Here is a 23,214-nt window from a genome sequence, read left to right as displayed (position 1 = left end):
CCTTTTACTCCTGTTCAGGATTCCGCAAGTAATAACCGACCCCTCTTCTTGTCACGATCCATGTCGGGTGGCTTGGATTATCCTCGATTTTCTCCCGCAGTCTCCTTACGGTTACGTCCACTGTGCGGACATCACCATAATAATCATAGCCCCATACGGTCTGGAGTAGATGCTCCCTCGTCATGACTTGTCCAATATGCTTGGCCAAATAGTGAAGAAGCTCAAATTCACGGTGTGTTAATTCAATCGTCTCACCGCGCTTGGAAACCACGTAGGCATCCGGATGAATAATCAGGGAGCCAACTTCAATTTCATTGGATTCGTCCTCTTCTTCCGTCTTGGAAGCTATTTGCTGATGGCGCCTCATATTAGCCTTCACACGCGCAATCAATTCTCTCGTGCTGAACGGCTTTGTAACGTAGTCATCTGCACCGAGCTCAAGGCCTAAAACTTTATCAATTTCAGAATCCTTTGCTGTCAGCATTATGATCGGCATATCGTATTTCTTGCGCACTTCGCGGCAAACCTCAATGCCGTCCCGCTGCGGAAGCATGATATCAAGCAGAATCAGGTCCGGCTTGATTTCTTCTACTTTATCGAGTGCGTCATTGCCGTCATAGGCACACACCACTTCATAGCCTTCTTTTTTCAAATTGAACTGCAGTATATCTGCAATTGGTTTCTCATCGTCTACAACCAGAATTTTTTTATCCATACCTATCTCCTTTTTCTTGCTCATTTATTTATTTATTTATTTATTTATGGAGCAGTAGAAGTCAGTTTCATACATATGTTATCTACTTTACTTTACCATTTTAGCAGTGGGAATTCATCTATTAGTAAAGGCCTGTAAATCTTTGGTGTTGTATTTTTATCTTATTCTTAACTACAAAAGCCTCTAGCATGAAAGCTAGAGACTTTTTAGCAGGAATTATTTATTTATATATTTAAGCGGATCTTGCATTTTTCCGTTTTTGTATACTTCAAAATGCAGGTGGACACCGGTTGAATCCCCAGTGGACCCCATTATACCGATCTTTGAGCCTTTTGAGACAGTTTGGCCAACACTGACACTGATTGAGTCGAGATGGGCATAAACCGTGCGGAAGCCATTATTATGGTCGATGACGATTTTGTTGCCATAGCCGCCGCCATCGTTGCCCGCAGAAACAACCGTTCCATTATCAGCAGCTTTTATCGTCCGGTCGCTAGGTCTTGCAATGTCAATTCCCTTATGCATTTTCCCCCAGCGGTATCCCATTTTACTTGAGATATAGCCCCCGACTGCAGGATAAGCAAGGCTGCCTTCACCGCGGGATGGAATGACCTTGGTTCCCTTGATGACAATTTGTTTCACAGGGTCTTCAAGAACTTTTTCTTCTTTTACTTCTTTTTTGACCGTTTGGCCGTTTTCTTCAGAAATCAGATAGGTTGCAGCTCGTACGCCTTCCTTGCCTTCTTGCTTTACTTTCGTTTCGCCTTTTGGCATGCTGCTGTCTTCGATGACTTCTTGTTCATAATCGATTTTTTCTTTCTTGAAAACTTCCTTATCTGCTATAACTTTTACATATGGTTTGTAGACAGTCACATTTAATTCCTGCCCTGCTTTAATAAGGGAATCTTCCTTAAGTCCGCTGTTAAGCTCAACCAGCTGGTTCATATCAAGGTTATGGGCACTGGCAATATTGGTTAGTGCGTCACCTTCTTTAACCTCATATTTCTTTTCCTCAAGGGTTCCCTTTTGAAGAAGCTTCACAGCTTCATCTGCACTGATGATCTGATCCGGTTTCACAGTTGTTTCAGAGATGGATACATCTTCCGTAAAACGGACATCTAAAAGACGTGTTTCATTTTCCTTCAGCTGAGGTAAAGGAGTTTTAGCAGATTCCTTTCTTTCCTCAAGAGCCTTTAAATCTTTCTCTGATACATAAGAAGTCTTGATTTTCTGAAGGGCCGCTTTGGCCTGCTCGTCATTTTCAACGTAAGCCACTTCCTTGCCGCCAATGACTAATGCTGCTGCTTCGGCATGTACTTCCATCTTATCTTTTAAGCCATTAACCGCTTCTAATTCATTCACTTCTGAACTTGACTCAAAAACCTGTTCAGGAATGAAAGATAGTTCAGTTGCCAGCGCCAGCTTTAATCCCTTATGGAAACCTTCTGCCTCACTGATCTTTTTATCGGCCATATCCTCGATAACTTTCTTATCCGACACCGTACCGATATATTCGTCACCCATATAGACATAATAAACCGTCACAAGCTTATCATCATTAGCAGAAGCGGAAACACCGCCTGCAAAAGTTAAAGCCGCCGCTGTAAAACCAGCTGCGATCGTCCTATTTATGGTTTTATTAAAGCTTTTCGCTGTAGATTCTGATGCTGAGGTTACTTTCTTCACCCATTTGAACATGGTTACATCCCCCTAGACTACGGTAACAAAAGACACTTTCATTTAGTGCTATGTAACTACGAATTTGTCAACCTTTTTTTTCACAATATTTACTTTACCATACAGCAAAGCAAATAGATTACTAGACTCGGGAATGTAACAAAAATGTATAATAGCTGACATTTTATGACTATTAATGGCAAAGCTTAGAGAGTTTTTTGTCGAAAAGAAGATAGGAAATAGTCCCTATTTATAGGGGTTTTTTAGGGGTGCGAAAGAAGATGAGTTTGGGGAGTGCTAAATTACACCGGCCATGCAGCCCCAACCTGCTTGTATTACATGAATGTAACAAAAAGGAGCATGTTTGGTTACATACTCCTTTTTGGGATGGCTCAGGACGGAATCGAACCGCCGACACAAGGATTTTCAGTCCTTTGCTCTACCGACTGAGCTACTGAGCCTTATTAAGTTATTTTGCCTAAGCAAAATTTGGCTTCTTCCCGATTTTCCAATCGATTTTAGATGAAGCAGATTATGTAAATGGCGGTCCGGACGGGACTCGAACCCGCGACCTCCTGCGTGACAGGCAGGCATTCTAACCAACTGAACTACCGGACCAAATAATAACCGCCAGCAAGTAAGCTGGGCTTGCCAGCCGTTTGCTGACGGTTATTCGCCATGACCCCTACGGGATTCGAACCCGTGTTACCGCCGTGAAAGGGCGGTGTCTTAACCGCTTGACCAAGGGGCCAAATAAAATATAAATGGTGAGCCATGAAGGACTCGAACCTTCGACCCTCTGATTAAAAGTCAGATGCTCTACCGACTGAGCTAATGGCTCATACTATAATTGTTGCCTAAAGCCTGATACTGAAAAGTCAGATGTTCCAAAGCCCTGCGTGCTTTGTCACAGATTGCTTTTCGGTGAAGAAATTCACTGATGCTGCAATCTGTTCTACCGACTGAGCTAATGGCTCGTACTATATGTGTTACCAAGCTTGCCACCTTGGCGACGCTTTTTATAATATCATAGAGTTTTATAAAAGCGCAATAACTTTTTTTATAAAACTTTCTTTTTAGGAGAAGACTGCGGCAGGATAGGGTTAAACCCACGCTACAGCAGCCCGTTGGAGAGGTCCTTTCCCTAAATTAAGAGTTCTTTTCCTTGATATGGATTCTTTTCCCCATTTTTTATCGTTTACTCCTTAAATTTCCATTTATTTTCCCAAATTTAAACCAGCTGGGGCGGGTTTGGACTCGCCAGCTCTGATTTCCTCTTCCTCTGTCCGAATGTGCTCCAAGTTGGGACTCATTCCCTCAATTTTCTCCTCTTCCTGTCCGAATCAGCGCCAACTTCGGACTCATTCGCTCGGTTTTCCCTTTCTCCTGTCCGAATCCGTGCCAACTTCGGACTCTTCCCCTCAGATTTCTCCTCTTCCTGTCCGAATCCGTGCCAACTTCGGACTCATTCCCTCAGATTTCTCCTCTTCCTGTCCGAATCCGTGCCAACTTCGGACTCGCCATCTCGGATTTCTCCTTCTCCTGTCCGAATCAGCGTCAACTTCGGACTCACTCGCTCGGATTTCTCCTTCTCCTGTCCGAATCAGCACCAACTTCGGACTCACTCGCTCGGATTTCCCCTCCCCCTGTCCGAATGAACCCAAAATAAAAGCAGCATCCAGAAAAAACAAAAAGCCCTAATTCGCATTAGGGCTTTCCAATCAAGTATTAGTTCTGTCTCCATGGGCTGAGGACTACGTTTGTTTGTGTGCGGTCCGGACCGACTGAGAAGATCGATAATGGAATTCCTGTCAGCTGTGAAACGCGCTCCAGATAGTGGCGGGCATTCGCAGGAAGCTCATCAAGTGATTTGCAGCCTGTGATGTCCTCTGTCCAGCCTGGAAGCTCTTCGTATACAGGCTCACAGTCAGCCAGTACTTTCAAGCTTGCAGGGAATTCTTCGATTACTTCTCCATTATAACGGTATGCTACACAGATTTTTAATGTCTCAATTCCAGTCAATACATCGATGGAGTTAAGAGAAAGGTCTGTAATACCGCTGACACGGCGGGCATGACGGACAACCACGCTGTCGAACCAGCCGACACGGCGGGCACGGCCAGTTGTTGTACCGTATTCACGGCCTACTTCACGGATCTGGCTGCCGATTTCATTATCAAGCTCAGTTGGGAATGGGCCGTCTCCTACACGAGTCGTATAGGCCTTAGATACACCAACAACATGCTTGATTTTTGTAGGGCCGACACCTGAACCGATTGTTACGCCGCCAGCCACAGGGTTAGAGGATGTAACGAATGGGTAAGTCCCCTGGTCGATATCAAGCATAACTCCTTGTGCACCTTCGAAAAGCACGCGGCGGCCTTCATCCAATGCGTCATTAAGCACAACAGAAGTGTCGCAGACATAATGCTTAATCTGCTGGCCGTACTCATAGTATTCCTCTAGGATTTCTTCGATTGTGAATCCTTCTGTTTCATAGAAGCGCTCAAGCAGGCGGTTCTTTTCTTCAAGGTTGCGCGCAAGCTTTTCTTCAAACACTTCACGGTCAAGAAGGTCCGCAATGCGGATTCCGTTGCGGGCTGCTTTATCCATGTAAGCAGGGCCGATACCCTTTTTCGTTGTACCAATCTTGTTAGCGCCTTTGCGCTCTTCTTCCACTTCATCAAGCTTCAGGTGATATGGAAGGATGACATGTGCGCGGTTTGAGATGCGCAGGTTGTCTGTTGTAACTCCCTTGTCATGAAGATACGCCAATTCCTTTACAAGCGCTTTTGGATCGACAACCATTCCGTTTCCGATCGTGCAAATTTTATCGCTATAGAATATTCCAGATGGAATTAAATGAAGCTTGTATGTTTCACCATTAAATTTAATTGTGTGTCCTGCATTGTTTCCGCCTTGGTAGCGTGCGATAACTTCTGCATTTTCAGAAAGGAAGTCTGTAATTTTTCCTTTCCCTTCATCTCCCCACTGTGTTCCAACTACTACTACTGATGACATTAAAAAGCACCTCCGGGAATCCCATGGTTTTAAAATTCTATAAATACATTTTTAATTAAGTAACTTTTTTCAACCACTTTAGTTTATCAAGGTGATGTGTGATAGTCAATAAAACACGAACATTTTTAATAAAATTATAAAAATATGTTCGTAAAACCATGAAAATATGAAAATCAGAAATTCCTGGAGCAAGACAATAAAAAAGAGGACATGCAAATGCAGGCCCTCTTTATGCACCAGGCGGCGCAAAGGAATCATCAAAGCGTTTCTCTAAGTTTACGAATTTATTATACTCTTTTACGAAAGCCAGCTGAACGGTTCCAACCGGGCCGTTACGCTGCTTGGCGATAATGATTTCGATGATGTTTTTATCTTCGGATTCTTTGTCATAATAGTCATCTCGGTATAGGAATGCCACGATATCGGCATCCTGCTCAATACTTCCCGATTCACGGATATCTGACATCATCGGGCGCTTATCCTGGCGCTGTTCCACTCCACGGGAAAGCTGGGACAGTGCGATAACAGGGACCTGAAGTTCACGGGCCAATTGCTTAAGGGAACGTGAGATTTCAGATACTTCCTGCTGACGGTTTTCTCCCGAACGACCGCTTCCCAGGATTAATTGCAGGTAGTCGATCAAAATCATGCCAAGCCCATGCTCCTGCTTTAAACGGCGGCACTTAGATCGAATATCTGTGATTCTGACACCTGGGGTATCATCAATAAAAATTCCTGCATTTGATAGGCTTCCCATTGCCATGGTCAGCTTTCCCCAGTCCTCATCCGTCAGGGAGCCGGTACGAAGCCTTTGCGCATCAATATTGCCTTCTGCACAGAGAATACGCATAACAAGCTGTTCGGCACCCATCTCAAGACTGAAGATCGCGACGTTTTCACCGGTTTTCGTTGCCACATTTTGCGCGATATTCAGGGCGAAGGCAGTTTTACCCACGGAAGGGCGGGCACCGACAATGATGAGGTCATTTCGCTGGAAGCCGGCTGTCATCCGATCCAGTTCGGTAAATCCAGTCGCAATCCCTGTAATATCCCCTTTACGGTTATGCATTTCCTCGATATTATCGTAGGTCCGGACGAGAACATCCTTAATATTATGAAAGGCACCGGCGTTTTTGCGCTGTGCTACCTCCATGATATTTTTCTCTGCTTCACCCAGCAGAACTTCTACTTCATCCTCACGTGTATAGCCGTCCTGGGCAATGCCTGTCGCCGTCCGGATCAGCCTTCGAAGCAGTGACTTTTCTTCAACGATCTTTGCATAGTACTCGATATTCGCTGCTGTTGGAACAGAGCCGGCCAATTCACTTAAATAGCTGACGCCTCCGGTATCCTCTAGCAGTTTCGCTGCACTGAGCTCTTCTGTCACGGTCACTAAGTCGACGGCTTTTCCTTGATCGCTCAGCTTCAGCATTACATTGAAAATTTTCTGGTGTGCCGCACGGTAGAAGTCTTCGGGTATCAAGATCTCTGATGCTTGTGTAAGAGAGGAGGGTTCAAGAAAGATTGCCCCAAGCACTGCCTGTTCCGCTTCAATATTTTGAGGCGGGAGCCGATCCGCAAATAAATCACTCATCTGTTCAAACCTCCTAATAAGAAATGCACAAGCGCCTTAGTCACCCCCGCCAAGCACAAGATGCGCCTCACGGAAAGGCGTTCATTGCCTTGGCTTGTGAACACGAGGGCAGGCGCCCCTCCTAAAAGCTAACGCTCTTAGTCGTTTGATGATAATGCTGTCGAAGCGTCCCCTGTGGAGCTGGACAGTTATCTATAAAGCAATACTATATCTATATAAAAATCTCTAAATTTCCCTTTAAAAAATGTGACCAGCCGAAACTGATCACATTTTTAATCAACCCTTTTATTTTAACATGTTTATCGGCAAAAGCCACTTCCAATATTAGTTTATCGCATTCTAACTAATTGCAGTTTCACTTTAAGCTTCTTTTACATGTACGTTTAATGTTGCCGTTACTTCAGTATGAAGCTTGACTGGAACCTTTGTGTATCCGAGCGTGCGGATCGCGTCTTCCATTTCGATTTTGCGCTTATCGATTTTGATGCTGTGCTTCTTTTGAAGTTCTTCTGCAATTTGCTTGCTTGTGATGGAGCCGAAAAGGCGGCCGCCTTCACCTGATTTTGCTGTAAATTCAACCGTCAGCTTTTCAAGTGTTTCTTTTAGTTTTTTTGCTTCAGCCAATTCTTCTTCTGCAAGCTTAGCCTCTTTTTTCTTTTGAGCATTCAGGCTGCTGACATTGGCCTGGTTTGCTTCAACAGCAAGCCCTTGCTTAATTAAAAAGTTATGTGCATAGCCATCTGCTACATTTTTTACTTCGCCTTTTTTGCCCTTGCCTTTAACGTCTTTTAAAAAGATTACTTTCATTCTTTTTTTCTCCCTTCAAAGTATTCATCTATAGCCTCTTTTAATCGGGCCTCAACTTCATCAAGTGTTGCATCGTGAAGCTGTGTGGCAGCGTTAGTTAAGTGCCCGCCGCCTTCAAGGTTTTCCATGATCACCTGGACATTGATATCCCCGAGGGAACGCGCGCTGACCCCTATCATGTTTTCAGAGCGGTTGGAAATGACAAATGAAGCAACCACACCATCCATCGTCAGCAGGGTATCTGCTGTCTGGGCAATCAGAACCTGATCAAATATCTGATCCGGCTGTCCCTTTGCAATCGCAATTCCTTCTCTGTAAAATTGAACGGTTTCAATCAGTTTAGCCCGCTTGATGTAGGTATCTACATCCTCTTTTAAGAACTTTTGAACTAGCACGGTATCTGCACCCTGTCCGCGCAGATAGGAAGCCGCATCAAACGTCCTGGATCCTGTCCGCAGCGAAAAACTCTTCGTATCGACAATAATCCCGGCAAGCAGGGCCGTTGCTTCCAGCATTTCGATTCTGCCGTTTTTCGGCTGATACTCCAGAAGCTCTGTTACCAGTTCTGCTGTGGAAGAGGCATATGGCTCCATATAAACCAGCAGAGGATTATGGATAAACTCTTCCGCGCGGCGGTGATGGTCGATGACGACAACATGTTCAATTTTATGAAGCAGCTTTTCTTCAATCACCATGGATGGCTTGTGGGTATCAACGACCACGAGCAGGGTATCGTCTGTTGCAATCTCCATCGCCTGTTCCGGGGTAATGAATTTAGAAAAGAGCTCTTCATTCTTTTCAATTTCCTTCATCATTCTTCTGACACCAGTATCGAGTTCATTGAAATTTACAACCACATAGCCTTCACGCTGATTCAGGCGAGCCACTTTCTGAATACCGATGGCCGCTCCAATCGCATCCATATCCGGGCTTTTGTGGCCCATGATAATCACTTTATCGCTTTCGGAAATCAATTCCTTCAGCGCATGGGAAATCACGCGTGCACGGACCCGGGTTCTTTTTTCAACAGGATTGGTTTTTCCCCCGAAGAATTTAACCTTCCCGTTCGTCTGTTTGATGGCTACCTGGTCTCCGCCGCGGCCTAATGCCAGGTCTAAGCTGGACTGGGCCAGCGAACCGAGTTCAGGAAGGGAAGAAACCCCTGTTCCGACGCCCACGCTTAATGTTAATGGAACGTTTTGCTTGGAAGTGGTCTCCCGGACATCATCGAGAATCGTGAACTTTCCTTTTTCCAGAAGCTGCAGAATATGTTCATTAAATACGGCGATAAACCGCTCAGACGAGACTCTCTTCAAGAAGACCCCATTGTCCTGTGCCCACTTATTCAATATTTGGGTCACCAGGCTATTGAGGCTGCTTTTTGTCTGGTCATCCATCCCCTGAGTCAGTTCATCATAATTATCAAGGAAAATAATGGCGATAACCGTCCGTTCTTCCTGATACATTTTTTCAATTTCGGTCTGTTCCGTGACATCAAAAAAGTATAATAAGCGCTCTTCCGGTTTATGGATCACCCGAAATTTGCGGTCATGCAGGGTAATGATTTCGGTTTCCACTTCTTGTTTGATCAGCGGAACAAGCGAATCCGCGACATCATAAAGCGATCTTCCGACTAGCGTATCTTCATCGAAGCAGGATGCTAAAAAGGGATTGGTCCATTCAATGTAATAATCATCATTAATGAGCATGATCCCGATCGGCATTTCCATCAGAGCTTCTTCGCCGACTTTTTTCACCCTGTAGGAAAGTGTCGAGATGTATTCTTCCGTCTCCTTCCGATGCTTCTGAATCAGCTGAAAAAGATAGTAGAAAGGAAGGATGACAAGAAACAGCCCAATTAGTGCAAAAAGCCAATTGTAGTACGCCAATATACCGAGAAGCACCACTGTTATGCCCATCAATCCAAAAATCGGATAGCGTATGGACCGCTTTTCTAAATACGAAGGCATGTTTTCAGCTCCTAAACAGTAGTGTTGTTCATCACTTTTTTCCTAATCTTTGCCTTAAATCGAATCCTAAGTCAATTATACCTAATATCCTCACAATATAAAGGAGAAATGGCATAAGAAATGTAAATACAGCGGCCAGGACCGGCACAGCTTTCGGCCACCCCTTTAAATGGCTGAAAAAGAAAATCAGGGACAGGCCTTGAATGACCATGAAAATCTGCAGAATGAATGCAATATTTACAAGCGCCATAAACCAGTAGCTTCCTTCTGACGGATTAAAAAGGAAAGAAGCTATAATTGTAATGAGATAGTACCATAATATGCTTTTCGGCAGGCTCATTTCTCTGAACGGCTTCCAGCTTTCAACCTTAATGCCGAATCTTTTGGCAATCGGAAAGGAGACAAGCTGGATGACAAAAACGGAAATAACCGATGTCATGACGAATAGGCTTGGCGTCAGCGTCTCAATCATTTTCAGGCCTTCTGTAAATTGCTCGACTGCTTTATCCGCATTCTGGCCAAAGCCTTCAAGCACTCCTTCTGAAATTTGGATGGACTCCTCTATCATATCGATGCCTTCTTGAATAATATTTACATTAAAAAGAGCAACTGCCGCCGCATACAGGATCAACAGGGCTGCAAGGAATACAAGGGTGCCCGCAATAAAGGAAGGCATCCGTCCTTTCTTTTCACTTATAAAAATGCCAATTACCGTCCCGGTCAGTCCAAATGTCAGCACAAGCGGCAGAGCCATAAACGAACCGATAATCAGAGAAAGCAGGATGCCTCCCGTTAGAAATACGATTGCATACATCCGGTTATTTTTTGCTGCAAACATAATAAACGGAAGAGCCAGGAAGAAAACCGAAATGGTACCGAGAAACGGCACATAGAGCGAAATCAGAAGAAGCACTGCAAAAACAGCCAGAAGCACTGCACCCTCTGTTAATTTATGTACATTATTCATTGATACACCCCTCAAACTGTGTATCCAAAAAGGGGGAAATCATTTTCCCTGCTTTTTGAACCATTCCAAATAAGACAACTCATAAAGTCTATTGTAGCTAGTATTAAATGCAGGTTCAACCTTCGTGATTTCAGAAGAGGGAATGCCGGCTTTTTCATCAGGTTTGCACTTTAATACAATCCTGCATTAAAGAAGAAAGCATAATAAAAAAAGACGCCGGATACCAGCGTCTTTTCATAGTTATTATTCACCTGAAACGTATGGCAGTAATGCCATTTGGCGCGCACGCTTAATAGCAATCGTTAGTTTACGTTGGTATTTAGCGTTAGTGCCAGTTACACGACGTGGTAAAATCTTACCGCGCTCAGAGATGAATTTTTTTAGAAGATCCACATCTTTGTAGTCGATGTGAGTGATTCCGTTTGCAGTGAAAAAGCAAACCTTACGACGTTTAGCACGTCCTCCTCTGCGTCCTCCAGCCATGGTCAGTTACCTCCTTTAGCTTTTTGATTATATATTTCCGTTCATAATCAGGCACTATTAGAATGGCAGGTCGTCATCGGAAATGTCGATTTGGCCGTCATTTGCGAATGGGTCCTGATCCACGCGAGTATAGCCGCCCTGATTACGATTATCCTGGCGTTGATTCTGATTGCTGTTATTTCCAAATGGGAAATCCTGATCTCTTGGACCGCCGTAGTTCGGATTGCCTCCCTGGCCGCCAGAACTATTCTTCGGCTCAAGGAATTGCACACTCTCAGCCTGGACTTCTGTCACGTAAACACGCTTTCCATCCTGGCCTTCATAGCTGCGGGACTGAATCCGGCCATCTACACCTGCAAGACTTCCTTTTTTAAGGAAGTTCGCTACGTTTTCAGCTGGCTTTCTCCATACCACACAGTTGATAAAGTCTGCCTCCCGTTCACCTTGCTGATTCGTAAAAGTACGATTCACGGCAAGAGTGAATGAAGCGACAGGAACTCCGTTCGGGGTATACCGCAAATCAGGATCCTTTGTCAAACGTCCGACAAGAACAACACGGTTCATCATCAGAATCAACTCCTCTCGGCAAAAATGGCTTTATCTATTATTTTTCGTCTTTAACAACGATGTAACGGATGATGTCTTCGCTGATTTTAGCTAGACGAGTGAACTCGTCAACTGCTTTTGCTTCAGCATTAACGTTCATTAGCTGGTAGTAGCCATCGCGGAAATCATTGATTTCGTATGCAAGGCGACGCTTACCCCAATCCTTTGATTCAGAAACCTCCGCACCATTGTCAGTTAAGATTGTGTTGAAACGCTCAACTAGGGCTTTTTTAGCCTCATCTTCAATGTTTGGGCGGATGATGTACATAACTTCGTACTTTCTCATCACTTTCACCTCCTTTTGGTCTAACGGCCCTTCAAAAGGGCAAGGAGCAATATATTCATTACTCACAAGTTGAAATTATAGCACATTAATTATGCAAAAGCAATATCACTGGAGTTAATTGCTAGATGGAAGTTTATTTGAGAGAGGATATCTTTTCGAGCTTTAATTCTGAAGATCGATTTCGCTGCAGCAGAGATGACCGGCTGCTTTATCGGTCACCGCACTTGAAATCAACATCATACTGTTGCATAGAAAAAAAAGAACCCCTAATATAGAGGTTCTCAGTAAATTAAACGTTAAAGCGGAAGTGCATGACATCTCCGTCTTTAACAATATATTCTTTTCCTTCAAGGCGGACTTTTCCTGCTTCTTTGGCAGCTGTCATGTTGCCTGCAGCGACAAGGTCTTCATAGGAAACCGTTTCTGCACGGATGAAGCCTTTTTCAAAGTCTGAGTGAATAACTCCCGCACACTGGGGAGCCTTCATGCCTTTGCGGAATGTCCAGGCGCGGACTTCCTGTACGCCGGCTGTGAAGTAAGTTGCAAGTCCAAGAAGATTGTAGGCTGCTCTAATCAGCTGATCAAGGCCTGATTCTTCGATGCCAAGCTCCTGAAGGAACATTTCTTTTTCTTCCCCATCAAGCTCCGCAATTTCAGATTCAATTTTTGCACAGATGACAATTACTTCCGCATTATCCTTTGCAGCAAATTCTTTAACCTGCTGCACATATTCGTTTGAAGAAGGATCAGCTACATCATCTTCGCTAACATTCGCCACGTAAAGCACAGGTTTAATTGTCAGCAGATGAAGACCTTTTACAAGCTTCATTTGTTCCTCTGTAAACTCAACTGTACGCGCCGGTTTGTCTGCTTCAAACGCTTCTTTTAATTTTTCCAGAATTTCAAGCTCAAACACAGAATCTTTATCTTTCTGCTTTGCCAGCTTGCTCACGCGGCCAATTCGCTTTTCAACCGATTCCAGGTCAGCCAGAATCAATTCCAGGTTGATGACTTCAATATCGTCGATTGGATCAACTTTCCCTGCAACGTGTGTAATATTGTCATCCGCAAAACAGCGGACAACCTGGCAGATGGCATCTACTTCACGAATATGAGACAGGAACTTATTCCCAAGACCTTCCCCTTTGCTCGCACCCTTTACGATGCCGGCAATATCCGTAAATTCGAAAGCCGTTGGCACAGTCTTTTTCGGCTGAACCAATTCAGTTAATTTATTCAAACGGTGATCAGGCACTTCAACAATTCCCACATTCGGATCAATTGTACAGAACGGATAGTTCGCAGACTCCGCTCCTGCCTGGGTAATTGCATTAAACAACGTAGACTTTCCGACGTTCGGCAAACCTACAATACCAGCTGTTAAAGCCATCCAAGTCACTCCTCAACTTTAATTCATCATAAGAAAAGCGCAAGCGCCTTGGTTCCAAAGGAATGCAGACTAAGAACGCCACGTCCTGTGGCAACGTCTGCATGACCCACATCCTGTGGGCCCCAAGCACAAGACGAACCTAACGGAAAGGTGTTCTTTACCTTTCTGGGAGGTTTGGCTTGTGACCTCGAGGGGGTAGGCGCTGGAGCTAGACAGTTATCGAAATTCAAAGTTATGATTCTTATGTTTAAAAAAATACGATTGTTTCTCATTTAAACAAGCCTCTAACAATTATAGATAGTTGCCGTTAAAATGTAAAGAAAAGGTGACAGGCACCTATACCACTTTGCTGAACTGGTATAGGTGCCTGTCACCCAATTTTATATCTTCTCAATATTAACAAGGCAGTCGTACAAAGTGCTTCCAAGGCCATTGTCCGATTCGCGGCTGGAAGTAAGATTATTGACGGGACCGCCAAATTTTGACCAAATGCCCTCATCAATATTGATGGTATCCGGATGGGCTTTTTTCATTATATGGACAAAGCCCTTCATTTCCCCTCGGTCATTCCACACTTTGACATAATCGTTCTCCTGCAGGCCAAGCTTCTCAGCAATATTGTCGGCAATTTCCACCTTTGCCTTTGGCTCAGGCTTCAAAAGGTGATAATGCTGCGAATGATTGGAGCGAAGCGGATGAATCGTCAGCAGTGTATAAGGAAACTGATTGGCACGCTCCTTGTCCGTCCACTTGGTTTCCCGGGGAAGAGCGAGTGTCAGCCTGCTTTCGGAACCCTTTCGGAACGCCGCAGCAGAGGTGAATTCATACTTGCCGCTTGGCGTTTTGAACTGCCGGTCTGCCCAGGGCACCGTATCAACCGGGAGTTCCTTATGGTGGGAATTCCTTAAGCTATCCAATGTGATCCCATGCTCACTTAGTGAACCGAGGCCCATGCTGATAAACTCTTCTCTTGTAAAATCGAAATCGGCTCCGAATCCAAGACGCTTAGAAAGCTCAGTCCAAACCCATAAATCAGTCTTCGCTTCCCCTGGCGGTTCAACCAGCTTCGGACCATGATTGACAAAGTGATGGTACATGGAAGAGTAATAAACATCTTCCTGTTCAAAAACTGTGGTAACCGGAAGCACATAATCAGCCATTTTGGCCGTATCTGTCATAAACTGATCCATCACGACGACTGTCTCAACAGATGCAAAAGCCTCGCGTACCCTTGATGAGTCAGGGACCTGAGTTAAAGGGTTTCCACACGTAACGAAAATCATGTTAATCTCAGGGTCTTTTGCTGTTAATATTCCCTCTGCCTGCCGCATCATCGTAAATTGCCTAAAAGCCGTTTTCCGTTCAGGGAGGGTGAGGGCTGCCCCATCAAAGCTTTGCCCAACCTGCCTGTTGGCATAGTTTGCGCCTCCGCCCGGGATGCCAATATTTCCGCTCACAGCAATTAAAGCATCCATCAGCCGGATCGTGTTTCCGCCGTTTTCGTAGCGCTGCATGCCCAGGCCAAAGAAAGTGGAAACGGGGCGGTCCCCATAGACCATCGCAAGCTCGGTCATCACCTCTGCAGGCACTTCCGTTTTTTCTGCCACTTCCTCAAGTGTCACACTGCTCAGCAGTTCATTCAGGTCTTCAAAGCCAATAGAATACTTATCTATGAAACTTCTATCTTCTGCGCCCAAACGGAGCATTTCCTTCATGATGCCGGCCGCAAGCCATCCATCCATTCCCGGCTTGATGGAAAAATAGCGGTCCGCTATTTTAGCCGTCGCATTAAAAATCGGATCAATTACATACAGCTTGGCACCTTGCTTCTTTGCTTCCTGCAGCTTTTGATACAGGTGCATATTGGTACGCGCGACATTTCTGCCCCAGACAACAATATGTTTGCTGTTTAAAATATCTTCAGGCCCGTGGCTATACGCATCTCCGAAATCCCAGCTCTGAGCCTCGATGCCGGCTCCCCAGCAGATGGATCCCGTCAGCTCAGTCACTCCGCCATAGCAGTTAAAAAAGCGCTGACCCAGGTTCGTCAGCAAGCCTCCATTGGCATAATCATGGCTGTGCAGGACCGAAGTGGTCCCAGCTGTTTCTTTTAGCTCTTTCATTTTCAGGGAAATATCGTGCAAAGCCTGCTCCCATGAAACTCGCACAAATTCTCCATCCACCTTCTTTATCGGATGAAGCAGGCGCTCCGGAGAATTGGTCCTGCTTTCAAGCATTCTGCCGCGGCCGCAAATTTTCCCCTTTGTTATTGGATGGTCCTGATCGCCATCTACCTTTGTCACCTTACCGTCTTCAACTGTTACATGAAAGCCGCAGCTGTCCCAGCAGTTAAGGGGACAGGCTGACTTGAATGTATCCGCCAAAACCCTCATCTCCCCGTATTTATCTATTTACCCCTCATGCTTAACAAGAATTTTCTTCATTTTGCGGGCGAATTCCCTTCTTGGAATCATCACGCTGTGGCCGCAGCCTTCGCACTTAATGCGGATATCTGCTCCCATTCGGATGATTTTCCATTTGTTAACCCCGCATGGATGAGGCTTTTTCATTTCCACCACATCGTGTAGATCAAATTCCTTTTGCTCCATATTTATCCCTCCGCATTCAGTTTAGGATTTTCCTTTGCCTGATCATTCCGTGTATACATAACAAGTCGCGGGAACGGAATTTCAATGCCATGCTCATCTAAACAAAGCTTAATTTCTTTCCGCAGCTGCCGTGCAATATAAAAGTGCCTCATTGGCAGCGTTTCTGAAACCACGCGCAGCACCACATCAGAAACAGCCAGATTTTGGATGCCGAGAATTTCCGGCGGCTTGACCATATCCTCATATTTGCCCGGCAGCTTTTCGAATAATTCCTGAAGAACTCTTTCAGCTTTCACAATATCGCCTTCATAAGCAATGCTGACATCCACAAAGGCAACGCTGTTATTTATGGAAAAATTAGTGACCTGCATAATGCTTCCGTTCGGAAGGATATGAACTTCACCTGTCCAGTTTTTAATCTTTGTTGTCCGCAATCCGATTTCTTCTACCGTTCCTTCAAATTGATCAATCCGGATATAATCCCCCACCGAGAACTGGTCTTCAAAAATGATGAAAAACCCGGTGATGATATCCTTTACAAGACTTTGTGCCCCAAACCCAACAGCCAGCCCGACGATTCCGGCACCGGCCAAAAGGGCTTTTACATCAATCGTCAGCACCGATAATATCATGATCGCCGCAACGAAAAACACCACATACGTAAGCATATTCTCAAGCAGCTTCAGAAGGGTAGCTTCCCTGCGCTCTGAGATTCGGAGCCTTGAAGGTGCCCTCACTTTAAAAATATTGCGGATCGCCAGCTTGCCAATCCTGATCAGGATGCTCGTAACGATCAGAATCGCAAAAATTTTAAAGATGCCTTCTCCGATATTTATCCATGTCTGTTCATTAGAAAGCTTATCTATCATACTGTTAATCATTTTTTCAATAGGACTCATGATTTCACCTGCTTTACTTTAGTGAAAATATAGAAAAGCGGAAGGCTCCTGCTTATCGGCGACAAGCATAAGACGAGCCGGCTGTAAGGTGTTCTTTAACCTTTTGGACGGATTGAAAGAAAAGTTGAGGCGACTGCCCAGGGATGACTAGCATAAGACGGTCCCTGTAAGAAGGTGTTTTTTCCTTCTGGAAGGGAACGGCTTATGACCTCGAGTCCCTAGGAGCCGAAACTAGACAAGCTTAGACCCGAGAGCCGATGGCGCCTGGAGCTAGACAGTTATCGCCTTCAAAATTACAATCCTTTACTTTGTATGAAATTATACTGCATCTTGCCTCTCAGTGCGAATCCCTCTGTAAAACAAAACAATTTTATCAATTTTTCTCATGACTTTACAGTTTAAAACTCGATTGTTTAACGATTAAATAATACAGGTATGTATAGATTACACAAAATTTCCGTATACTGTTAAAAACGTATAAATACTTGTATTTCGGGCATGGCAAGGAATAAAGAGGGAGTGGACCTATATGAACTTCAAACCAAACTTGTTTGACAAAAAAGGCGGGGCTTCTGCCAGAATCTCGCATGAAGAAACAAACTCTGCTGAAAAATTGGCTGCTGAACTAAAGAATATTCTGCCTGCGGGCATCAGCTGCCGTCCCATCGTTTTTGTCTGCATTGGCACAGACCGCTCTACAGGCGATTCATTAGGTCCGCTGGTCGGCACACTCCTCGAGGAAAAATCCATTTCATCTTTCCATGTATACGGAACACTGGAGGACCCGATCCATGCCGTAAACCTGGAAGAAAAACTGAACGAAATCAAAAAGAAGCATTTCAATCCCTTTATCATCGGGATCGACGCCTGCCTGGGCCGCTTAAAAAGCGTCGGTGTCATCCAAATCGGAGAAGGGCCCGTCAAGCCTGGCGCCGGAGTCAATAAAGACCTGCCGGAAGTAGGGGACATGCACATAACCGGCATCGTCAACGTCAGCGGATTTATGGAATTCTTCGTCCTCCAGAACACAAGACTCAACCTCGTCCTGAAAATGGCCAAAACCATCGCAGGCGGCATCTATGAAGCAAGCCTGACCCACCAGACTGCACCAGCTTGGCCTGCATTCAAGTGGGAACTAAACCGTGAACAAACACCTTAATGAATAGGAAAGCCGCAGGGGAATTGGGCCTGCGGCTTTTTTGGTTAGCTGGGGATGGGAGGTTTGGCATTGCGCTGTTCTGACAGGGTTTCGTTCGATGAGTTTATGCGCTGTATGTAGATGCATTAGCACTCCCAATCTGGTTTATGCGCCGTTTTCTCTTCTTTTCGCGCTCTTTTTACAGATTTTCGCGCTGGTTCAGTAAGTTTATGCGCTAGCTGGAGATACTTTTGCGCTCTCACCCGGTTTATGTGCCGTTCTACCGCCTTTTCGCGCCCTTATTACAGATTTTCGCGCTGTTTCGGTTTTTTTATGCGCTATCTGAAGATACTTTTGCGCTCTCACCCGGTTAGGCGCCGTTCTACCATCTTTTCGCGCTCTTTTTACAGGTTTTCGCACTGATTCGGTTTTTTTATGCGCTATCTGAAGATGCTTTTGCGCTCTCACCCGGTTTATGCGCCGTTCTCTCTTCTTTTCGTGCGCTCATAGCAGATTTTCGCGCTCGTATCAGGTACATGCGCAATTTCATTAGTTTATGCGCTGCACCCAATTTGTTAAGCTACCGCTAGCACAATAAATTCCAGTGCACATGCTTCACATCACAGCACCAACAACTAAATCCCCATCACCTAAAAATAAAGCCCATAAAAATAAACAACCGACACAATAATCCCCGTAACCACAATTCCAGGAAGCAGGTTCGCAACCCTGATCTTTGTTATCCCTGTCAGATTCAGACCAATCGCAAAGATCATGATTCCGCCTGTCGCGGTCATTTCCTTGATAAAGCTGTCCATAAGAAGCTGGGGGACAAACCGGTCGATTTGGGTGGCAAAAAGGGCAATGAGTCCTTCATAAAGCATGACCGGAAAAGCTGAAAAGAGCACACCAATTCCTAATGTAGTCGTTAAGATAAGGGAGGTGAAGCCGTCAATAATCGATTTGGTATAAAGAACCGAGTGGTCGCCCCGGATACCGCTGTCGAGCGCGCCGATAATGGCCATAGCACCAATGACAAAAATAAGCGTAGCCGTTACGAAGCCCTGCGAAATGCTGCCTTGGCCTTTTGAGCCGATTTTGCTTTCGAGCCAATCGCCAAGTTTGTTCAGCTTATCTTCGAGAGCAAAGTATTCTCCAATAACTGCTCCGAAAACAAGACTTAAAATCACAACCAGGAAGTTCTCGCTTTTAAGACCCATTTGCAGGCCGAGCACCATGACAGCAAGGCCGATCGCATGCATCACCGTCCCCTTCATACTCTCAGGAATGCGATGAAGCAATTTCCCCAGCAGTGTTCCTATAATTATCAATAATCCATTCACAAGCGTTCCTAGCAAAAACATATTCTTCACCTAATTATTTCGCAATGCGAATTATTTTCTATTAAAATTACCACGAAAGGTACTGACCTACAATCTTTTTTTGAATACCTGTAAAAAAATAAACCATCATTAAGATGGCTTACGAATTGGTTTCTAAAAGTTCCATAATGCGTTCCAAATCTTCTTTTGAGAAAAATTCAATCTCTATTTTCCCTTTGTTTTTGGACTGTTTAATATGGACCGTGGTTCCGAATCTTTCTCGGAGGGAGGATTCGCGTTCCTTAATAAAAATGTCTTTTGGAGCATTTGGCTTTTTCGTTTCACGTGAAACATCATTCAGCTGCTGAATCAGCTGTTCAAGCTGACGGACATTTAAGCCGTCTTTAACTGTTTTTTCAACGAGCGCCTGCAGTTTCTCTTTTTTCCGCAGGCCCAATAGGGCTCTGCCATGACCCATGGAGATTTTCCCGTCAGAAATCAAACCTTGAATTTTCGGAGGAAGGGAAAGCAGGCGAATATGGTTGGCAATATGCGGCCTGCTTTTTCCCAGGCGCTTGGCCAGCTCCTCTTGTGTCACCTTGAGCTTCTCCATTAACAGCTGGTATGCAGCCGCTTCTTCAATCGGAGTTAAGTCTTCACGCTGCAGATTCTCAAGAACAGCGAGCTCCATCATCTGCTGTTCATTCAATTCCCGTATGACAACAGGAACTCTTTCAAGATTTGCTTCTTTTGCTGCCCGGTAGCGGCGCTCCCCAACTACAATTTCATAGCCTTTGATGCTTTTGCGGACGATGATCGGCTGCAGAATTCCGTGTTCAAGGATGGACTGCTTCAATTCCTCGATGGCTTCCTTTTCAAACACTTTGCGCGGCTGATAAGGGTTTGGACGGATGTCCTTTATTTTGACTTCTTGTACGGTTTCTTCTTTTTCGGTTTCAATATTATTGAAAAAAGCATTCAGACCTTTTCCTAAACCTTTAGCCATTTGAAACCACTTCCTTTGCCAGTTCTAAATATACTTCAGCTCCGCGTGACTTCGGATCATAAGTAATGATAGGTTCTCCATGGCTTGGAGCCTCTCCCAGCCGCACATTGCGGGGAATGATTGTTTTATATACTTTATCCTGAAAATACTTTTTCACTTCTTCAATGACCTGAATGCCAAGATTTGTACGGGCATCAAGCATCGTCAGCAGTACGCCTTCGATTTTCAAATCATGATTCAGATGCTTCTGCACAAGGCGGACCGTATTCAGAAGCTGACTCAGACCCTCAAGCGCATAGTACTCGCATTGCACTGGTATGATGACGGCATCCGAAGCGGTCAGCGAGTTAATTGTCAGTAATCCGAGAGAAGGGGGACAGTCGATAATAACATAGTCAAAGTTTGCTCTTACTTCTTCAAGAGCCCTCTTTAATCTTACTTCCCGCGAGATGGTCGGCACCAATTCAATTTCTGCACCTGCCAGCTGAATGGTTGCCGGGATTGCATATAAATTCTCTACCGAAGTTGATTTTATAACCTTTGATGCTTCCACATCATCAACGAGAACGTCATAGATGCAATGATCGACATCAGCTTTTTCAATGCCAATTCCGCTTGTGGCGTTCCCCTGCGGATCAATGTCGACCAGCAGCACTTTCTTGCCTATGTATGCCAGGCATGCGCCAAGATTGACGGAAGTGGTCGTTTTGCCAACTCCGCCTTTCTGGTTCGCAACGGCTATAATCTTGCCCACGGTGTCACCTGCTTTCATCTATCAGTATTACGATCTATCTATCTGCGAATTTATTAGAATGGTTAAATCACGTAGTCTATTTTATCACGAAAAACAGGACAGAATAATTTTTTTGTAAAAAATAAGAAGATTCTAATAGTCTTTTTATCGTCCTTCAAAAAAAACGCGAAAAACAAAACAGGGAGGCCCTGCTTCATCTCTCGCGTTAAAAAATTATTTCTTTTTAGGAATCTTAATCGTAATTTGATAAAATTCATCAAATTCTTCTTCTTCCGAATCAAGATTAATGCCGCTGTCAGAAACCATGGATAATGATTGGCGGATCGTATTGACCGCAATTCTCATATCCTTGCTGAACGCCTTTCGCTTCGGCTTCGGCTTTGGATTTTTCTGTTCGAGAATTTTGACAACCCTGTCTTCTGTCTGCTTCACATTCAGATTCTTCTCCACTATCTCCTGAAGCAGGGCGACCTGCTTCTCTGGGTCCTTCAGCGGAATGAGCGAACGGGCATGCCGCTCTGTGATTGATTTGTTTAATAACGCATCCTGGACAGGCTGCGGCAATTTCAGCAGCCGAAGCTTGTTTGCAACGGTTGACTGGCCTTTTCCAAGGCGCTGTGCCAACGCTTCCTGTGTCAGATTATGCAGTTCTAAAAGCTTTCCGTAGGCAACAGCTTCTTCAATTGGAGACAGTTCTTCCCTTTGAAGGTTTTCAATTAAAGCCACTGAAGCTGTTTCTGTATCACTTAAATTTTTTACGATAGCCGGAGCTTCTTCCCAGCCCAGCTTTTTCATGGCCCGGTATCTGCGTTCACCTGCTATGATTTCAAACTGGCCATCCTCAAATTCCCGTACGACAATCGGCTGGATGATACCATGTGTATGGATGGTCCGAGAAAGCTCTTCTATCTTCTCATCATCAAACACCGTTCTTGGCTGAAAACGGTTGGGGACGATTTGATCAATAGGTATCTTCTTAACTTCTTCTCTGTCGCTTAAGTCTTCAATATCCAATTGTTCTTCTGCTGGTTTTTCCGCTGTAACTTGTTCTCCCTTTTCGCCTAGGCCAAAAAAGCGTGAGAAAGAATGCTTCATCACCCTGCACCACCTTTACGAAACTCCCTATTACATATTCTCTATCATCATGACAAATCCTGCTGGACAGGAGCAATATAAATATCTGGAAAAATCGATTAGTTTAAACCATTATGTCATACAATGGCAGATTGCGCACCCTATTCAATTGGTGTTTTATTGGGTGTCCCCGGCTTCCGCGGGTACTTTTTAGGAGTGCTCTTTTCTTTTTTAATGATTAAAATATTCCGCTCACTCTCTTCTTCAGGCAAGGTGAACGTGTGGGAATCAACGAGTGTTCCGCCAAGAACCGAGATAGCCTTTTTGCCGGCATCCAGTTCCTCTTTTGCACTGGCACCCTTCATGGCCACAAATGTGCCGCCTGTTTTTGCCAGAGGCAGACACAGCTCGCTTAGAACGGACAATCTGGCAACAGCCCGTGCTGTCACAACATCAAAAGACTCACGGTATTCTTTGTTCTGGCCAAAGGTTTCCGCACGGTCATGGATAAAGCGCACATTATCAAGCTCCAGCTTCTTTGCCAAATGTTCCAGAAATCCAATGCGCTTATTAAGAGAGTCAACGATCGTAATATGTAAACCTGGAAAAGCAATTTTAATCGGTATGCTTGGAAAACCGGCACCGGCACCGACATCACAAACCTTTAACGGCTGGTTGAAATCAAAGTAAAAAGCAGCGCTTATCGAGTCATAAAAATGCTTAAGATAAACATCTTCCTTTTCCGTGATGGCTGTTAAATTCATTTTTTCATTCCATTCCACCAGTGTGGAATAGTAGGTGTCATATTGCTGCAATTGCTGTGGCGAAAGGGCAATCCCCTTCGCCGCCAGCATTTCTGTAAATTGTTCGGTATTCATTTATAAATCCTTTCGGTT

General features: G+C 44.7%; 21 protein-coding genes and 4 tRNA genes. 1 reads left to right on the top strand and 24 read right to left on the bottom strand.

The window, feature by feature from the left end:
- Window positions 1-4 precede the first annotated feature (4 nt).
- The 19 genes from yycF to MKY20_RS04035 all read right to left on the bottom strand — a co-directional run bounded on the left by yycF (window position 5) and on the right by MKY20_RS04035 (window position 17,024).
- Window positions 5-715: a response regulator YycF gene (gene yycF / locus MKY20_RS04125; protein WP_009332454.1), complete on the bottom strand. Its 711-nt coding sequence runs from the start codon at window positions 713-715 to the stop codon at window positions 5-7.
- Between the two features lie 216 nt (window positions 716-931).
- The gene (locus MKY20_RS04120) at window positions 932-2,413 is read right to left on the bottom strand and encodes a M23 family metallopeptidase (RefSeq protein WP_251266764.1); all 1,482 of its coding nucleotides are present in this window, start codon (window positions 2,411-2,413) and stop codon (window positions 932-934) included.
- A gap of 367 nt (window positions 2,414-2,780) precedes the next feature.
- Window positions 2,781-2,853: transfer RNA gene (locus MKY20_RS04115), tRNA-Phe, on the bottom strand.
- A gap of 80 nt (window positions 2,854-2,933) precedes the next feature.
- A tRNA-Asp gene (locus MKY20_RS04110) sits at window positions 2,934-3,010 on the bottom strand.
- Window positions 3,011-3,071: 61 nt separating this feature from the next.
- Window positions 3,072-3,143, bottom strand: a tRNA-Glu gene (locus tag MKY20_RS04105).
- Between the two features lie 14 nt (window positions 3,144-3,157).
- Window positions 3,158-3,233, bottom strand: a tRNA-Lys gene (locus tag MKY20_RS04100).
- Window positions 3,234-3,813: 580 nt separating this feature from the next.
- Window positions 3,814-4,017 carry a hypothetical protein gene (locus MKY20_RS04095; protein WP_157380185.1) on the bottom strand — a complete coding sequence of 68 codons (204 nt, stop codon included), beginning with the start codon at window positions 4,015-4,017 and terminating at the stop codon, window positions 3,814-3,816.
- A 103-nt stretch (window positions 4,018-4,120) separates the two neighbouring features.
- Window positions 4,121-5,413 carry an adenylosuccinate synthase gene (locus MKY20_RS04090; RefSeq protein WP_009332456.1) on the bottom strand — a complete coding sequence of 431 codons (1,293 nt, stop codon included), beginning with the start codon at window positions 5,411-5,413 and terminating at the stop codon, window positions 4,121-4,123.
- 229 nt (window positions 5,414-5,642) lie between these two features.
- Entirely contained in the window at window positions 5,643-7,007 is a 1,365-nt protein-coding gene (gene dnaB, locus MKY20_RS04085; protein ID WP_009332457.1) for a replicative DNA helicase, read from the bottom strand.
- 360 nt (window positions 7,008-7,367) lie between these two features.
- Window positions 7,368-7,814 carry a 50S ribosomal protein L9 gene (gene rplI, locus MKY20_RS04080; protein ID WP_009332458.1) on the bottom strand — a complete coding sequence of 149 codons (447 nt, stop codon included), beginning with the start codon at window positions 7,812-7,814 and terminating at the stop codon, window positions 7,368-7,370.
- A complete protein-coding gene (locus MKY20_RS04075) occupies window positions 7,811-9,784 on the bottom strand; it encodes a DHH family phosphoesterase (RefSeq protein ID WP_009332459.1) in 1,974 nt (657 codons plus the stop codon). Before MKY20_RS04075 ends, rplI begins: the two co-directional genes overlap by 4 nt.
- A 31-nt stretch (window positions 9,785-9,815) precedes the next feature.
- Entirely contained in the window at window positions 9,816-10,751 is a 936-nt protein-coding gene (locus MKY20_RS04070; protein ID WP_251266763.1) for a YybS family protein, read from the bottom strand.
- 243 nt (window positions 10,752-10,994) lie between these two features.
- Window positions 10,995-11,234, bottom strand: coding sequence for a 30S ribosomal protein S18 (gene rpsR / locus MKY20_RS04065; protein ID WP_009332461.1), 240 nt, complete (start codon window positions 11,232-11,234; stop codon window positions 10,995-10,997).
- Window positions 11,235-11,291: 57 nt separating this feature from the next.
- Window positions 11,292-11,801 carry a single-stranded DNA-binding protein gene (gene ssb, locus MKY20_RS04060; RefSeq protein WP_009332473.1) on the bottom strand — a complete coding sequence of 170 codons (510 nt, stop codon included), beginning with the start codon at window positions 11,799-11,801 and terminating at the stop codon, window positions 11,292-11,294.
- Between the two features lie 37 nt (window positions 11,802-11,838).
- Window positions 11,839-12,126, bottom strand: a complete 288-nt coding sequence (gene rpsF / locus MKY20_RS04055; protein ID WP_009332474.1) for a 30S ribosomal protein S6 — start codon at window positions 12,124-12,126, stop codon at window positions 11,839-11,841.
- Between the two features lie 289 nt (window positions 12,127-12,415).
- Window positions 12,416-13,516, bottom strand: coding sequence for a redox-regulated ATPase YchF (gene ychF / locus MKY20_RS04050; RefSeq protein ID WP_009332475.1), 1,101 nt, complete (start codon window positions 13,514-13,516; stop codon window positions 12,416-12,418).
- 380 nt (window positions 13,517-13,896) lie between these two features.
- Window positions 13,897-15,900 carry a molybdopterin-dependent oxidoreductase gene (locus MKY20_RS04045; protein ID WP_251264370.1) on the bottom strand — a complete coding sequence of 668 codons (2,004 nt, stop codon included), beginning with the start codon at window positions 15,898-15,900 and terminating at the stop codon, window positions 13,897-13,899.
- Window positions 15,901-15,927: 27 nt separating this feature from the next.
- Window positions 15,928-16,125 (bottom strand): DUF951 domain-containing protein, encoded by a 198-nt coding sequence (locus MKY20_RS04040; RefSeq protein WP_009332477.1) that lies wholly within the window; start codon window positions 16,123-16,125, stop codon window positions 15,928-15,930.
- A 2-nt stretch (window positions 16,126-16,127) separates the two neighbouring features.
- Window positions 16,128-17,024 (bottom strand): mechanosensitive ion channel family protein, encoded by an 897-nt coding sequence (locus MKY20_RS04035; protein ID WP_251266762.1) that lies wholly within the window; start codon window positions 17,022-17,024, stop codon window positions 16,128-16,130.
- Between the two features lie 529 nt (window positions 17,025-17,553).
- Here MKY20_RS04035 and yyaC point away from each other — a divergent pair.
- Window positions 17,554-18,183 (top strand): spore protease YyaC, encoded by a 630-nt coding sequence (gene yyaC / locus MKY20_RS04030; protein WP_206841016.1) that lies wholly within the window; start codon window positions 17,554-17,556, stop codon window positions 18,181-18,183.
- Between the two features lie 629 nt (window positions 18,184-18,812).
- Here the strand turns inward: yyaC and MKY20_RS04025 are convergent.
- From MKY20_RS04025 to rsmG, 5 genes are all read right to left on the bottom strand, one after another.
- On the bottom strand, window positions 18,813-19,526 hold the full coding sequence (locus MKY20_RS04025; RefSeq protein ID WP_009332480.1) for a DUF554 domain-containing protein: 714 nt from the start codon (window positions 19,524-19,526) through the stop codon (window positions 18,813-18,815).
- A gap of 118 nt (window positions 19,527-19,644) precedes the next feature.
- The gene (locus tag MKY20_RS04020) at window positions 19,645-20,490 is read right to left on the bottom strand and encodes a ParB/RepB/Spo0J family partition protein (protein ID WP_009332481.1); all 846 of its coding nucleotides are present in this window, start codon (window positions 20,488-20,490) and stop codon (window positions 19,645-19,647) included.
- Window positions 20,483-21,244: a ParA family protein gene (locus MKY20_RS04015; RefSeq protein ID WP_009332482.1), complete on the bottom strand. Its 762-nt coding sequence runs from the start codon at window positions 21,242-21,244 to the stop codon at window positions 20,483-20,485. The genes MKY20_RS04020 and MKY20_RS04015 overlap by 8 nt, the downstream gene beginning before the upstream one ends.
- A gap of 213 nt (window positions 21,245-21,457) precedes the next feature.
- Window positions 21,458-22,339, bottom strand: coding sequence for a nucleoid occlusion protein (gene noc / locus MKY20_RS04010; RefSeq protein ID WP_009332483.1), 882 nt, complete (start codon window positions 22,337-22,339; stop codon window positions 21,458-21,460).
- Between the two features lie 140 nt (window positions 22,340-22,479).
- Entirely contained in the window at window positions 22,480-23,196 is a 717-nt protein-coding gene (rsmG, locus tag MKY20_RS04005; protein ID WP_009332484.1) for a 16S rRNA (guanine(527)-N(7))-methyltransferase RsmG, read from the bottom strand.
- Window positions 23,197-23,214 lie beyond the last annotated feature (18 nt).

Source organism: Cytobacillus sp. FSL W8-0315 (assembly GCF_038002905.1).
Taxonomy (GTDB): Bacteria; Bacillota; Bacilli; order Bacillales; family Cytobacillaceae; genus Cytobacillus; species Cytobacillus pseudoceanisediminis.
This window is presented reverse-complemented; position numbering and strand designations above follow the sequence as displayed.

Coding starts and splice junctions, on each gene's coding strand:
- yycF (WP_009332454.1), bottom strand. CDS start 715: ATGGATAAAAAAATTCTGGTTGTAGACGATGAGAAACCAATTGCAGAT.
- MKY20_RS04120 (WP_251266764.1), bottom strand. CDS start 2,413: ATGTTCAAATGGGTGAAGAAAGTAACCTCAGCATCAGAATCTACAGCG.
- MKY20_RS04090 (WP_009332456.1), bottom strand. CDS start 5,413: ATGTCATCAGTAGTAGTAGTTGGAACACAGTGGGGAGATGAAGGGAAA.
- dnaB (WP_009332457.1), bottom strand. CDS start 7,007: ATGAGTGATTTATTTGCGGATCGGCTCCCGCCTCAAAATATTGAAGCG.
- rplI (WP_009332458.1), bottom strand. CDS start 7,814: ATGAAAGTAATCTTTTTAAAAGACGTTAAAGGCAAGGGCAAAAAAGGC.
- MKY20_RS04075 (WP_009332459.1), bottom strand. CDS start 9,784: ATGCCTTCGTATTTAGAAAAGCGGTCCATACGCTATCCGATTTTTGGA.
- MKY20_RS04070 (WP_251266763.1), bottom strand. CDS start 10,751: ATGAATAATGTACATAAATTAACAGAGGGTGCAGTGCTTCTGGCTGTT.
- rpsR (WP_009332461.1), bottom strand. CDS start 11,234: ATGGCTGGAGGACGCAGAGGAGGACGTGCTAAACGTCGTAAGGTTTGC.
- ssb (WP_009332473.1), bottom strand. CDS start 11,801: ATGATGAACCGTGTTGTTCTTGTCGGACGTTTGACAAAGGATCCTGAT.
- rpsF (WP_009332474.1), bottom strand. CDS start 12,126: ATGAGAAAGTACGAAGTTATGTACATCATCCGCCCAAACATTGAAGAT.
- ychF (WP_009332475.1), bottom strand. CDS start 13,516: ATGGCTTTAACAGCTGGTATTGTAGGTTTGCCGAACGTCGGAAAGTCT.
- MKY20_RS04040 (WP_009332477.1), bottom strand. CDS start 16,125: ATGGAGCAAAAGGAATTTGATCTACACGATGTGGTGGAAATGAAAAAG.
- MKY20_RS04035 (WP_251266762.1), bottom strand. CDS start 17,024: ATGAGTCCTATTGAAAAAATGATTAACAGTATGATAGATAAGCTTTCT.
- yyaC (WP_206841016.1), top strand. CDS start 17,554: ATGAACTTCAAACCAAACTTGTTTGACAAAAAAGGCGGGGCTTCTGCC.
- MKY20_RS04025 (WP_009332480.1), bottom strand. CDS start 19,526: ATGTTTTTGCTAGGAACGCTTGTGAATGGATTATTGATAATTATAGGA.
- MKY20_RS04020 (WP_009332481.1), bottom strand. CDS start 20,490: ATGGCTAAAGGTTTAGGAAAAGGTCTGAATGCTTTTTTCAATAATATT.
- noc (WP_009332483.1), bottom strand. CDS start 22,339: ATGAAGCATTCTTTCTCACGCTTTTTTGGCCTAGGCGAAAAGGGAGAA.
- rsmG (WP_009332484.1), bottom strand. CDS start 23,196: ATGAATACCGAACAATTTACAGAAATGCTGGCGGCGAAGGGGATTGCC.